11 protein-coding genes and 2 pseudogenes are annotated in these 13060 nt (G+C 65.7%); 3 read left to right on the top strand and 10 right to left on the bottom strand.

What is annotated here, in order from left to right; translation table 11 throughout:
- Both FHS37_RS38350 and FHS37_RS38345 read right to left on the bottom strand, forming a co-directional pair.
- A partial coding sequence (locus FHS37_RS38350) for a DUF2637 domain-containing protein (RefSeq protein ID WP_184829905.1) occupies positions 1-158 on the bottom strand: 158 nt, incomplete at its 3' end.
- A 300-nt stretch (positions 159-458) separates the two neighbouring features.
- Complete coding sequence (locus FHS37_RS38345; protein ID WP_184829903.1) at positions 459-704, bottom strand: hypothetical protein; 246 nt, start codon at positions 702-704, stop codon at positions 459-461.
- 240 nt (positions 705-944) lie between these two features.
- Here FHS37_RS38345 and FHS37_RS38340 point away from each other — a divergent pair, with 240 nt between their 5' ends.
- A complete protein-coding gene (locus tag FHS37_RS38340) occupies positions 945-1994 on the top strand; it encodes a DUF732 domain-containing protein (protein WP_184829901.1) in 1050 nt (349 codons plus the stop codon).
- 348 nt (positions 1995-2342) lie between these two features.
- On the opposite strand, the gene FHS37_RS38335 is transcribed toward FHS37_RS38340, so the two are convergent.
- The 3 genes and pseudogenes from FHS37_RS38335 to tnpA form a co-directional block, all read right to left on the bottom strand.
- Positions 2343-3488: a ParB/RepB/Spo0J family partition protein gene (locus FHS37_RS38335; RefSeq protein WP_184829899.1), complete on the bottom strand. Its 1146-nt coding sequence runs from the start codon at positions 3486-3488 to the stop codon at positions 2343-2345.
- Entirely contained in the window at positions 3485-4750 is a 1266-nt protein-coding gene (locus FHS37_RS38330) for a ParA family protein (protein ID WP_184829897.1), read from the bottom strand. Before FHS37_RS38330 ends, FHS37_RS38335 begins: the two co-directional genes overlap by 4 nt.
- 338 nt (positions 4751-5088) lie before the next feature.
- Positions 5089-5456 (bottom strand): annotated as a pseudogene (gene tnpA, locus FHS37_RS38325) (IS200/IS605 family transposase).
- Positions 5457-5539: 83 nt separating this feature from the next.
- Here tnpA and FHS37_RS38320 point away from each other — a divergent pair.
- Together FHS37_RS38320 and FHS37_RS38315 are read left to right on the top strand one after the other, a co-directional pair.
- A complete protein-coding gene (locus FHS37_RS38320) occupies positions 5540-6769 on the top strand; it encodes an RNA-guided endonuclease InsQ/TnpB family protein (RefSeq protein WP_184829895.1) in 1230 nt (409 codons plus the stop codon).
- 62 nt (positions 6770-6831) lie between these two features.
- On the top strand, positions 6832-7302 hold the full coding sequence (locus tag FHS37_RS38315) for a hypothetical protein (RefSeq protein WP_184829893.1): 471 nt from the start codon (positions 6832-6834) through the stop codon (positions 7300-7302).
- A gap of 129 nt (positions 7303-7431) precedes the next feature.
- Here FHS37_RS38315 and FHS37_RS38310 read toward each other — a convergent pair whose 3' ends face one another.
- The 5 genes and pseudogenes from FHS37_RS38310 to FHS37_RS38290 form a co-directional block, all read right to left on the bottom strand.
- A complete protein-coding gene (locus FHS37_RS38310) occupies positions 7432-8160 on the bottom strand; it encodes a hypothetical protein (protein WP_229890324.1) in 729 nt (242 codons plus the stop codon).
- 381 nt (positions 8161-8541) lie between these two features.
- Positions 8542-11388, bottom strand: a complete 2847-nt coding sequence (locus FHS37_RS38305) for a tetratricopeptide repeat protein (RefSeq protein ID WP_184829890.1) — start codon at positions 11386-11388, stop codon at positions 8542-8544.
- A 166-nt stretch (positions 11389-11554) separates the two neighbouring features.
- A pseudogene (locus FHS37_RS38300) lies at positions 11555-11902 on the bottom strand (integrase core domain-containing protein); the annotation flags it as partial.
- Between the two features lie 206 nt (positions 11903-12108).
- A complete protein-coding gene (locus tag FHS37_RS38295; protein WP_184829888.1) occupies positions 12109-12333 on the bottom strand; it encodes a transposase in 225 nt (74 codons plus the stop codon).
- 317 nt (positions 12334-12650) lie between these two features.
- Positions 12651-13060: tetratricopeptide repeat protein (locus FHS37_RS38290; RefSeq protein WP_184829886.1), on the bottom strand; the 410-nt coding region annotated here is incomplete at its 5' end.

Genomic DNA, 13060 nt, shown 5'->3' with positions numbered 1-13060 from the left:
TCCCCGAAGCCCTTCTTCAGTGCCAGTTCGCGGACGGCCGCGTACGAACCCGCGAAGCCGATCCCGGCGATGATCACGGCACCGGTGACGACCACACCGATGAGAACCCGATGCGCCCGAGTGAGTTGAGGTCCTGTGCCGTTCCCCGCGGCAGTCACTGCTGTTGCCACTCCCCTGTCTGTGCGTCTCTGGTTGAACAGCTTTCACCCTCGCACGGAACAGCACGCACGGGGCACCGCTCGGTGCCGCTCAGCTTGGATCGGAAGGCGTTGACAAGGCTTGCAGCTCTTGTCGCAAACGCCGCTACCTGTGATGCCGGCAGATCAAGCACACCGTCCCTGAGCGCCGTGACCAGCAGAACCACCGGAAGAAGCGCAGCAGGAGGGACGAGAGGCCTGCTGGCTTGGACCGGATCCGGTATGTCCGCAGGAACGAAGCCGAGCGGACAACCAACGCTCTCAGGAGGGCCCGGGCCAGCGCCGCTCGCTTCGACGCACGGGACGGTACCCAGAACGTTGTAGGTGGCCATCGTCGTTCTTGCGCTGCGTGGCGTACACGTACGACGCGGCGATGCCGTCCCCGTCCGGGACGTGTCCAGGAGCGCGCTTGCACAGCGTGAATGGACCGGCTGTCATCACGAGCGGCAGCAACAGCAGAACGGTGAACGGAATCAGCGTCGCGGCAGGGGCCTCTTCGGTGATCACGACTGGGGCACGGCTACCACACCGCGGGCTTTTGGGGAGTGGAGTCCTCCTCTCACTAGGTCTTTCAAGTACTTCCCGACTGCGGTGAAGACGACACGAGCGAGGCGTAGCGGGGCGCCGAAGGAACGCCTCCTCGTTTTGTAATGGTTATGTGTAGAACCTGTATGGGCTCGTAGAATGATCGCCTTCGGTTGTCGTGGCTGCGCATGGTAGCCGTGCTTGAACAGAGGGACACAGTAGATGTCTGACAGGGGATCGAGACCGGCCGACCAGCCAACTCCCTCCGCGCACAAAGAATCCCAGCTGGAAAAGGGAACCGAGGCCGACCGCGGAGTGCTTAAGCGACGGCGGGTCGCAGCGGTCCTCGTGGCGGCTGCCCTCGCGCTTGCCACCATCGTCACCGTCCTGGTGACCGGCGACAACGAACAGGTGTCGGCACGATCCGGTACCGCATCCGCATCACCGTCGGACAGTGCGAAGGACGGCACGTCCGCCGAGCTCCGAGCCGAAGAGAGCACGGAAGACCCTACCTCCGGACCGCCCTACATACCCGTCCCTGAGTTCAGCTCCGCAGCCGCACGCGACGTGGCGTTCGTCGGCGACGTGGGCCAGTTCACCACGTGGCCCGGCGCCACGGAGTACGAAGCCATGTCGTCCTCCGACGGCGGATACAACATCTCGGACTTCCGCAAGGCCGTGATCAGGGACGCGGAAACTGTCTGCAACGCGTTCATCGGCGGGACCGGCATGAACGATGTCCCCGACGCCGTAGGGCTGCCGCTCACCGACCCGATCGACCAGGCCGCCTTCATCGTGGAGGCGGTCACCTTCTACTGCCCGGATCAGATTGCTGCAATGACCGAAGACGTGTACAGCGAGCCGGTGGCGACCAAACAGAACGAAGACTGCCCGGCCGTCTCCACCCTGAAAGCGACAGCCACGATCGAGCAGCCGGACACCGATGACGACCCCACCTCAGCCACGTACTCGGTGAAGGTCCGCAACACCTCCTCGTATGACGTACGCGTCCAGCTCCAGCAGCGCTGGTTCACCGACGGGAAGGTGCCCGAGATGCAACTCGCCTCCGAGTGGGTACCGGAGTGGACGTTCTTCGGCGAGACGGGAGAGGACCAGTTCTTCACCATCGAGGCGGGCGAGACCTTCGCTTACGAAGGTGAGCAGAACGGTATCTACTACTGGAACCGCACCGAAGTCCGAGTGGCCCCCGAAGAGTTCGTGTTCCTCGGATGCGGCTACCAGCCCGGCCCCGGTGCCATCGCGGAGGAATAGCCACGCGAGTTCCCCTCCCGCCGCACGTGGACGCTGATTCCACGTTGAACGAAACCGAGCGCGGGCAGCGCGGACGGCAGGCCCTCGGACATCATGAACTCGCATGACCGCGTACGGTCGCACTGCGGACAGACACCCTCGTACACGCTGACCAAGCCCTCGTCCTGGTTCTTCAAGCGGCGCGGCCGCTCGAACTTCGACGCATTGCCTGACGGCGAGTCGGCATTTTCACCGTCCTCGTCAGGCGCTGACCGGGATGAGGAACGACTGGGGCCGGTCCCTCAAAGAGGGGCCGGCCCCATGCTGCGGAGGCTGCTCGGTCAGGTTGACCACTGGCCGTGACAGGGTTCAGCCGGTGTGAACAGTGCGGCTGTCCCTGTGCTTGATGAGGAGGTCCAGCATCTTGTTGAACTCCTCGGGCGGCATCTTGTGGATCAGGTGCTGCGCTGCGTAAACACCGTCGTCGTAGGGGAACCGCTTCGGCTGCTCTCTTGAGCCGGCCGCCGCCGTAGCAGCGGTGGCCTGCACAGGAACGGATGGCGTGTCCCCCATTTCAGCGGCAGACGGCTCTCGCTCCGTGAGTGTCGGCATAGAGGGCACGTGTTGCTTTGCGGTGGCTGGTTCCTCTGGTGCCGGGGAGGGTTCGGCCGCGCTGTGTCCGTGCGGTTCGCCGTCGTCCGTATCGCCGGTGATTACGCCGTAATCACCGGAAGGGTTGTCCTCTGCGTGTGCAGGGATGCTGGCTGCCGGTTGTGTTGCGTGCTTCGCAGGGGCAGGTGCCTTTTCTTCTTTTCGTGCTCTTTCTTCCTTCAGTTCTTGCAGAGCTGCTGCCTGCTGTTCTGCTGGTTTGTTGCCGACAGCCCGCAGTAGGTCGATGGGCTCCTCACCGATGCGTGCCTGCAGCTCGGGGGTGAGGTTGAGCAGGGCGAGGCGCTGGGACACCCAGCCCTGGGAGCGGTGGAGGCGCTTGGCGAGGGCCCTTTGGCTTCCATGGATGGCCAGGAGCCGTTGGAGAGCGCGGGCTTCGTCGAGTTCTTCGAGGTTTTGCCGGTGGATGTTGGCGACGAGAGCGGACTCGAGGAGTTCCTCCGAGGTGGTGCCCTGGTCGTCGCTGACCATCACCTTGATGGTGGTGAGGCCGGCTTCGCGTGCGGCGGCGAGGCGGCTGCTGCCGTCGATGACGACGTAGGTGGTGTCCGGTTCGAGGTCGGCTTCCCGGTCCGGGTTGGCTTTGACGTAGGCGTCGCGATTCATGACCGTGATCGCCTGCTTCTGGCCGTGGGTTTTCAGGCTGCCGGCAAGGTCGGTGAGGTCCCCGAGCGTGGAGCGGGGGTTGTCCGGGTTGGGGCTGATGCGTTCGACGGGGAGTTCTGCCGGTGGGGCAACGCCCTCGGTGGGCACGCCGGTTGCGGCGGCGACGGCTTGGCGGCGTGCACTGACGGGGCGTACTCCCCCACCGAATCGGCCGGCACCGAGTCGATCGGCCTTGCTCACAAGACCTCCCTGGCGAGCGCGCGCATGCCGACTGCCTGCTGTGACTTGGGGGCGTAGGACAGCAGGGGCTGCTTCACGCGGACGGCTTCCTTCTGTTCCTTGAGGTCTCCGATGAGGCCGACGACCCGCGGATCCTTTATGTCCACCCATCCCTGGAGGGACGAGGTGGCGATGTAGCCGCGGCGGGAGTCGTACAGGTTGACGACGATGCCGAGGTAGTCGATGTCGACCTGGAGGTCGCCGCGGAGGTCGTCGATCTGCGTGGTGAGCAGTTCGTATGCGTCGGCAGAGCTGTCTTCGGCCTGGACGACGATCAGGGCGCCGGACTGTCCGGGGGTTTCTCCGTCGCGACGGCGGCCGTAGTAGGCGGCGGCGTCCATGCTGAGGCCGAGGCTGGGCGGGCAGTCCACGATGATTACGTCGTAATCAGCCTCGAGCGGGGCGAGAGCCCGCTCGAGTGCAGCTTCCCGGGCGCGTACGGCGGAGAGCCGCACATCGAGCAGGAACGCGTCGTTGCAGGCGGGCAGCAGGTGGAGCCGGCCGTTGAAGGTGTCGTCGTCGATGGAGACGATGAGGTCCTTCAGGTCGCCCTTCGGGTCGCCTGCCATGTGGTTGGTGAGGCTGTCACCGTTCATGGGCAGGGGCGCGGCGCCGAGCTGGTTGGTGAGGTGGCATTGCGGGTCGAAGTCGACGAGGAGCACCCGCATCCCGGGGCCGGGGAGGTTCTCGATGTCGAGCGGATCATTGTCCGGCTCGGCTTCGTCGGGGTGGGCTTCGCTGGCGCGCAGTGCTTTGGTGAGGGCTTTGGCGACGCGGACGGGGTGCAGGGTGTTGGGGTCTTCTGCCAGGGCCTCGCCCAGGCCTGCGGTGACGGCGGTCTTGCCGACTCCGCCTTTCTGGTTGCAGACGATGATCCGGCGGGTGATGGAGGGCCGCTCGATGTCCGGGGCCGGGTGGGTGTCGAGCCACAACTGGACGGACTGGGCGAGGCCCTGGATGAGTGAGACGCGCCGGTCGGCGGCGGTCTGCCGGAACTCTTCCCACTGGCCGGGAGGCAGGAAGGTGGCGAAGGAGTCGGCACCGGCCGTATCGACTGCCGCGGTGGCGGAAGCCAGATCGCACCAGGCACTGATGCCTTCTTCTACAGCGGTCTGGATCTCGATGCCGTGCTGGGCGGCTCTGACTTTGAGGTTCTGCCGGAGCCATCCCGGCAGTTTGGAGACGACCTTCTCGCGGTCGCTGGAAGTGGCTGGCGAACTCATGAGAGACACCATACTAACGTCCATGATCCGTTGAGACACCGACACGTTAGTTAGGCCAAGTTGATGTGTACCGGTGACCACCTGCGTGATTACGCCGTAATCACCGGCGGTGGTGAGTGTGCGGTGCCGACAACCGGGGGAGAGCTCGGGCGGAATTTCTGCACGGCGCCCCCGCAGGATCGGGTGCTGCCGCGCTGCGCCGCAAGCCCATCTCCGCTACCTCTGATCTTGCGAGAGTCCCCGGTCTTCAGGCCGGGGGCGAATCGCATCTCTAACCTGCTCTGGCCTCAGCCGTGGGCACGGCCCCGCTGTCTGCCTGAGTCCATGGGTGGTCGGGCTCAGTCCGGCCGCTTCTGCTGCGTGATGTAGTCCTTGACCACCTGGAGCGGTGCGCCGCCGCACGAGCCACGAAGTATGAGGGTGACCAGAACCGGCCGTGCATGATCGACCGGTTGACGCGGCCGGTGAACTCCGCGCGTAAGCGGCGGGAGGGGACACCCTTGAGGCTGTTGACCAGGCTGGTGAGCGTGACCTTTGGCGGGTGGTGCATGGGCAGGTGTACGTGGTTGGCCTTGCCGTTGGACTCCTTCAGCTCCGCGCCGAAGCCCTCGTAGACCTTGTGCATGATCTCTTCACAGCGCGTCAGCACCTCGTCGTTCATGATGCTGCGCCGGTACTTGGTGACAAAGACCAAGTGCGCGTGCAGGTTGTAAACGGCTGTCCGTCCCCTGCGGACATCGGAGTCTGATTCCCATCGTGGTGGCGTAGGCCAGGGCTAGAGTGATCGTTGTGCAGCTTCGGTACAGCTTCCGTCTGTACCCGAGTGTCGGCCAGCGTGCGGCGTTAGCGAGGGCATTCGGGTGTGCGCGGGTTGTCTTCAACGACGCATTGCGTGTCCGCGAGGAGGCCCGGGCGGGAGGGCTGCCGTTCGTCACCTCGGCGGAGCTGTCCAAGCGCCTCACGGCCGTGAAAAAGACCCCGGAACGGGCTTGGCTCGGCGAGGTCTCGGCCGTCGTCCTCCAGCAGTCCCTCCGTGATCTAGACACCGCGTACAAGAACTTTTTCGACGGCCTGAAGGGCAAGCGCCCACGCATGGGCGCGCCGCGCTTCAAGTCGAAGCGGGACAACCGGCAGTCGATCCGCTTCACCGCGAACGCGGCCTGGCGGATCACGTCGGGCGGGAAGCTGCGCCTGCCGAAGGTCGGCGATGTTCCCGTGCGCTGGTCCCGGACGCTGCCCTCGGCCCCGTCCACCGTGACCGTGGTCAAGGACGCGGCGGGACGGTACTTCGCGAGCTTCGTCGTTGAGACGCACGCCTATGAGGTGCTGCCGCAGACAACGCCCGAAATCGGTGTCGATCTCGGCCTTGGACACTTCGCGGTCCTCTCGGACGGCACGAAGATCAACAGCCCACGCTTTTTGCGCCGGGTCGAGAAACGCCTGAAGAAGGCACAGCGGGATCTCTCCCGCAAGGAGAAGGGCTCCCGCAACCGGGACAAGGCCAGGATCCGCGTCGCACGGGCACACGCCCGCGTCACGGACGCGCGCCGCAATTTCCACCACCAACTCTCCACCAGGCTGATCCGCGAGAACCAAGCGGTCGCCGTGGAGGACTTGGCGGTGAAGGGACTTGCTCGCACGCGCCTGGCCAAGTCCATCCACGACGCCGGATGGTCGGCGTTCGTGCGCATGCTGGAGTACAAGGCCACCCGATACGGGCGCACCTTTATGAAGATCGGCCGCTTCGAGCCCACCTCCCAGGTGTGCTCCGCATGCGGCGTCAAGGACGGCCCCAAGCCCCTCAGCGTCCGCGAGTGGACGTGCGGGGCGTGCGGAACCGTCCTCGACCGGGACGTAAACGCGGCGGTCAACGTCGCCAAGGCCGCCGGACTGGCGGTGCCAGCCTGTGGAGCGCAGGTAAGACGGGTACCCGTGCCCGCACCGCGCAGCGAAGCAGGAACCCACCCGAAGCAACCCACACGGCTTGTGCGGGAGCAGGCGGGAATCCTGGGCCTTTAAGCCCGGGAGGATGTCAACAGCAACTGGAGGCAGCCCTGCCCGTCGAGTCCCGGCTTGCCTGGATGGCGAAGGAGAACAGCGGATACCTGCCGCATCCCTATGAGCAGCTCGCTGCTGCTTACATCAATAGCGGGCATGACGTTGCAGCACGTGAGGTGCTGCTCGCCAAGTGTCGTCGTCAGCGCGCGATACGGCCTCCCGCCCTCCGCCTGTGGGGCTACATCCAGGACTGGACGGTCGGTTACGGCTACCGCCCTGCTCGCGCCGCCGGTTGGCTCACGCTTCTTCTCGTCACTGCGACAGTGGTGTTCGCTGCGCATCAGCCTCCTGCGGCCAAGCCGGCCGAAGCGCCACCGTTCAACGCCTTTCTCTTCGTTCTGGACCTGTTGCTGCCTGTAGTGAGCTTTGGACAGGAGCAGGCCTTCCATCCACACGGCTGGCAGCCGTGGCTTGCGGCAGGACTGATCGCCGCAGGATGGATCCTGGCCACCACTATCGCTGCCGGTCTCACGCGGATCCTCTCCCGGCGATGACACCGCTCCCGCGGGCGGGTGATTACGCCGTAATCACCCGCCTCGCAAATCGCATGAGCACTGGACATCCTCTGCGACCTTCTCAGCCAGAACCACGTGAGCCGAGCGTGAGGGGAGTGGCTGCTGTGGCTACCGGGCAAGGAACTCGACCGCTGCAGACAATGCCAGACGCGCCTTCTCATGGTTCGTTACTGGGCGGGCGGTGCGTTGTTCCAACTTGCTCAGAGCACGGACCGCGGCACTCAAATAGCGGCTGAGGCTGACCATCTGAGTGGGCGTACTGCAGTCGGGTAGGACTTCCGCGATCTCGTCCAGCCAGTACTCGGCGTCCTCGTCCAGGACGAGACCATCTCGGTGGTCCAGGAGCCGCTGCGCCACTGGCACCAGGAGATGGTGCCGGTGGCGGGCGGCTTCCTGAGCTCGTTGCTCGGCCTCGCGGCGGTGAGCGAGACGTCGTTCGGCCTCAATGACAGCTTCGGGGGTGCGGCGGACGGGTTCTGGATGTGCTGTGTCGTCTGCCAGCACTGCAGCCTGGAGTCGCTTGGCCTTGTTGTATGCCGCGTTGGCAGCCTTCACCGCAAGCGCAGGCGCCAGCTCGCTCCATTCGGGCCCAGCGGCACGCGCGTCAGCAACAGCTCGAGCCTGATGAATCTCAGCGCGCTCACGCAGGTACTCCCAGAGCTGAACGCGCTTGAGAGCGGCCGCCTTCTGTTTCTCAGACGGAAGTTTGCGAAGGACGCTGGCGTGCTTCTCGGCGTGTAGAAGCGCGCTGAAGACCTCATCGTCAGCCGGCATGCGTTCCACGCTTGGGTCCTCGGCCTCCTCATGGAGTTGGCGAAGTTCACTGACGACTGCCACGGCGTCTACCTTCCCGACTCGGCCAGGAGCCCTGACCAGTGGCTTTGTTGGGGTAGGGGACTTCCGGACGCGGCCTGCCATAGAAGACAGTCTGCCTGCCCAGAAGTGATTCACAGAATGTGAATCACCAAAGAGAGGCAACACCCGAGTACGCAGCGATCAGCTGTCTGACGCCTTCGGCATGGGGGTGATGGTTCTGCCAGTAAGCGGCTGCGAAGGCTGTCAAGCTTGCGACAGGGAGGCAGTGGCTTGCGAGGTATGTGACGGGTTTCCTCGGAGAGCCACAGGTGGTCACGGGTGTGACTGGCGAGGGTTTCGGTGCTGGCACGCAGGCGGCGAGTTCGGGTGGGGGTGTTTGGGGTCCGGCCAGGCGACCGTGTGTCAGTCTCGTTGGCCATCCGTCGAGATTCCCCGCGGATCAAGGATGCGCAGGATGGGGGACAGGAGGCTCAGCGACCAGGCGGTCCGCCGATGCTCTCTTCCTTCAGGCTGGCTGGTGAGGGCGGCGACAACACGGTGCAGGAGTTTGAGGCCGCCGGCCAGTAGGCGAGGACTAGGGCGCAAGGCGAGGACAGAGCCCGCTTGTCGGGCCAGGCCTGGCCACTGGCGCTGGTAGGTGAGGAGCGCTCCGAGTCTGACCGCGGCCGTGATGGCAGTGCGATTCGTCGGTAGCTGGTCGTGGAGCAGTTCGACGAGCGGCCGGGCGAGCTCGCCTTCCGCCTCGGCTATGCCGAACTGGATGGTGAAGGCCTGGGTGAAGTCGGCGATGGCGTCTTCGTAGCGCTGTGCATACAGGCGCACTATGCCGCGGCCGGCAAGAGACCAGGGCCATTCAGGGGCGTCCGACAGGGCTTGGCTGAAGTCCTGCTCCGCTTCGGCAAATCGCTCCGCCTGCCACAGCAGCCATCCGCGCATGGCGAACGCCATCCCGTACGCTCCGCCGAGCCTTATGGCATGGTCGAGATCTGCGAGTGCTTTGTTGTCGCGGTCCAGTCCGTGCAGGGCCCAGGCGCGGAGCGTGTACGGCCATGCAAGGCTGCGTGGGCCGTCGTCGTCCGAGTCGGCTAGAGCTCGGTCGGCTTCCTGGAAGGCGTCCCCGTGCCGTCCGAGGTCGAGGAGCAGGCCGGCGAGATGAGCGCGGTACCATGAGGTTTCGGAGTCCAGGTCGGCTGCCCGTGCCATGTCGCGGACTGCTTCGTCCCATCGCTCCAGTTGCCACAGGCATCGCGACCGTTGCACGTAAGCCCATGTGTACTGCGGATCGATGCTGAGCGCCCGGTCAAGATCTGCCAGCGCCTCCTGGTGGCGTGCCTCTGCACTATGGAGCTCGGCCCGGCTGGTGAGTGCCCAGTCCTGCTCGGCGTCGAGTTCGAGGGCCTGGTCGAAATCGGCGAGTGCCTCGGCATTGTGGCCGGCCATCACGTTGAGGCGTCCTCGCAACACGTAGTCCCAGGCCCTGTGGGGATGGATACGGATCGCCTCGTCCAAGTCGGCGAGCGCGTCCTCGGCGTTGCCCATGTGCTGGTGTGTGAGGGCACGCCCCACCAGGGCATCGCGGCGCTGCGGATCCAGGGCCAGCGCCGTGGTGAAGTCAGCAAGTGCCTGCTCGAACCGCTCGGCGCGCCGGTGGAGGTTTCCCCGGACGATTCGGGAGCGCAGTTGTCCCGCGCTGTTCGCACCCACGCGGCTGAGCAGCGCGTCGAGCACGGTCAGTTCAGTCGAGGTGTCATCGCGTGAGGCGGCGGTCAGCCGGTCTCCCCAGGCTGCTAACTCCTCGTCCGCTGTGTCAGTCCCGGCCTGTGCGATGAGCTGCGCCCAGCGCCGGGCCGTGCCGCTGCCGTGCTCACAGGCGTCAGCGACCTCTGTGAGGGCCTCGGGCAGGGCTCCTCGTGGATCGGCGCACATGCGGTGGTATGTCTCGTTTAGCCGGTGCTCGCGCCAGATCGCGTCTTCCCAGCGCTCCCCGGCCTGCACGACCTCCTCCCGCTGCGCCCGCCAGGTACGGAAGGCCCCGGCGAGCAGCTCGTGCGCGGCACGCCACCGGGTGGGGGACTGGGTGCGTTGCAGCCGCAGCATAGGAGCGCGGACAACGTCGTGGTAGCGGCACCGTCCCGCTTGGTCGCTGACGAAGGCTAGACGGCGCAGCCAGGAATACTGCTCGGCGGCCTCCGGCGGCGCGACAATCCGGTAGATGTCCTCGTCGAATTGAAGAGGCAGCGCGCAGGCAAGAGCGGTGGCCCGTCGTGCGGCGTCCAACTCCCACTTCAGGAAACGCTCCACCGCAGTCTCTGACGGGTCACTCACTGCATGAACCGAATCGGGCCGGGCCTGCGCCAGGGTATGTACCAAGACTGGGAGCCTGCCCGACAAGCGAAGGACGGTCTCGACGATGCGCTCCTCGGTGACGCCTCGCAGCGCGAGGAGCGCACGTGCTTCCTCCTCGGTGAATACCCCCAAAGGCACCTCCGTGACCAGGTCGAGCCAGTCGCCCCAGCACCGGGCATCCAAGCGGCCCCGTCCGGACAGCACGATCTGAACGTTGGCGGGCAACGTTCCGTGTACCTCACCGAATGCGATGTCGCGCAGCCACTCGTCCAGCACCGGCCCCGTCCGCTCGTACACGTCGAAGACCAGCACCACCCACGGCCGCCGCTGAGCCACCTCGGCCAAGTCCTGAAGGAACACCGGAGTCAGGCTGCCTACCGGATCCATGACGAGCCGCACGTCATCGTGGGAGCGCAACCGTGCTCCGAGCGCGGCCCTCAGCCGGTCCGCACCTTGGGCGACCTGCTGGGGATCGACGGCGCCGACAAGTGCCCCTACAACTGGCACCATGCCGAGGCCGACCAGACCCACCTGCGCAGCGAGTGAACCCGACAGTGAGGGAACGGGCGGCTGCACGGCGCTGCTGTCCTGCGCAACTGTCTGCGGGTCCCATGCCGACTGCGCCTCGTGGTGGCGCTGTCGAAACGTTGTCAGCAACTTGTCGAACCGGCGCAGCTCCAGGCTCTGACGGCTCAGCCGCTCACTGACTTCCTCCATCACTTCGACGGCACTGTGCACACCGTCATCGAGACACACCGTCGCCGCCCCTTGCTCGCGTGCGACCGCTTCCCACTGCTGCACCAGCGAGGTCTTGCCCACACCGGCGTTGCCGTGCACGTGGAAGAAGAACTGATAGTCGTCAGCTTCTGGATCCCGGCCGAGGTTCTCCCGGAATGCGGTCATCTCCCCGCGCCGGCCCACGAAGCCACTCCGACGTCGACGGCGTATCAGCTCCTGGCGCGACGGCCGCTGTTGTGCCATCACCCACCTCCAACAACCAGTATGGCAACGTCCTTCAGCCTTGGACCGGACATAACTGTCATTTCTCCCGACCGTCTGCCGAGGCTACCTAGCTGTATTGATCCGCAGGGTTGTTGACGCGACTGACGGGTGGTCGGCCATCCAGTGCGGTGTGGCACCGGTGGTAGTTGTAGGTGTGCAGGAAGTCCGCCAGAGCCTCGGTGCGTTCGGTGTTGCTGGAGTGCGGGCGAACGTACGCCCATTCGTCGAGCAGAGTGCGATTCAGGCGCTCGACCTTGCCATTCGTTTGCGGGCGATAGGGTCGCGTGCGCTTGTGGACGATTCCGGCGGCGTCGAGCGTCTGGGCAAACAGCCGGGATCTGTAGCAGGAGCCGTTGTCGGTTAGGACGCGCTCGACGGTGATGCCATGCGCGGAGAAGAAGAAGGCGTTCGCGCGATACGCCTCCTCCAGCGTGGCGTCGGTCACCGGCTGGTCCAGCCAGCGGCAGTAGGGCTGTCTGGCGAGCTTGAGCACCCGGCACGCAACCGTGACGGGCACCCCGTCCCCGGCCAGCTCCTTCACGAGCGGGTAGATCCTTTTCCCGGCAGATGCGCCTGCGACAGACAGGCCGCGGCCCGCCGCAGGACCTCGTTCTCCTGCTCCTACAGCTTGATCCGCCGACGCGCTTTCCGAAGCTCGGCGCTCTCCTGGCTGGTCACCCCGGGCTTGGTCCCGTCGTCGATGTCCGCCCGTCGCATCCACTTCCACAATGTCATCGGATGGACTCCGAAGTCGGTGGCCACCTGCTCGACCGTCACACCCGGCCCGCGATTCCTCGCGACCCGTACGACGTCCTGGCGGAACTCTTCCGGATGGGGCTTGGGCACAGCGGCATTCTTCCCACCCGATCGAGAGGGCAAGCCAGTTCAGATGTCACCCGATCGTGCGGTAGACCCCCAAAGCCGCCGGGCCTGAGCAACGAGGACGCACCTGGAGCAGACCCGTGTCATCGTGGTCGTCAACGAGTCAGCAGACCGCACGGTGGTGCGCGCCCTGAAAATCCTCACACCCGGCACGGTGCCGGTACACGATCAGCCGATACCAGGCCGGAGCCCGCGGTCATGCCCGCCGGGCCAGTGCGTATGCGGTAGACCGCCGCGATAAATGGGGCCCCTCTGCGCCAGGGCCCTCCTATCCTCCGCAGTCACGACGATCTAGGTGACTTGTCTGCCTCAAACTTTGCATGGGTGAGGTTCGCCTGGACGACCCTGGTGGTCGGATGCTTCTCTCCCAGTACCCGCACGCAGTTGTTGAGAACCTGCTCGTACAGGGGGATGGCCCGCGTCAAGTCCCCGGCCGACTCGTAGGCGCCGGCGAGGTTGTTGCGGGAGGTCAGGGTGGAGGGGTGGTCCTCGCCCAGCACCCGCACCGCATCGTCCACCGTCCGCTCGTACAGGGGGATGGCCCGCGTCAAGTCCCCGGCCGACTCGTAGGCGCCGGCGAGGTTGTTGCGGGAGGTCAGGGTGGAGGGGTGGTCCTCGCCCAGCACCCGCACCGCATCGTCCACCGTCCGCTCGTACAGGGGGATGGCCCGCGTCAAGTCCCCGGCCGACT

Source organism: Streptomyces griseomycini (assembly GCF_014203535.1).
Lineage (GTDB): Bacteria > Actinomycetota > Actinomycetes > Streptomycetales > Streptomycetaceae > Streptomyces > Streptomyces griseomycini.
This window is presented reverse-complemented; position numbering and strand designations above follow the sequence as displayed.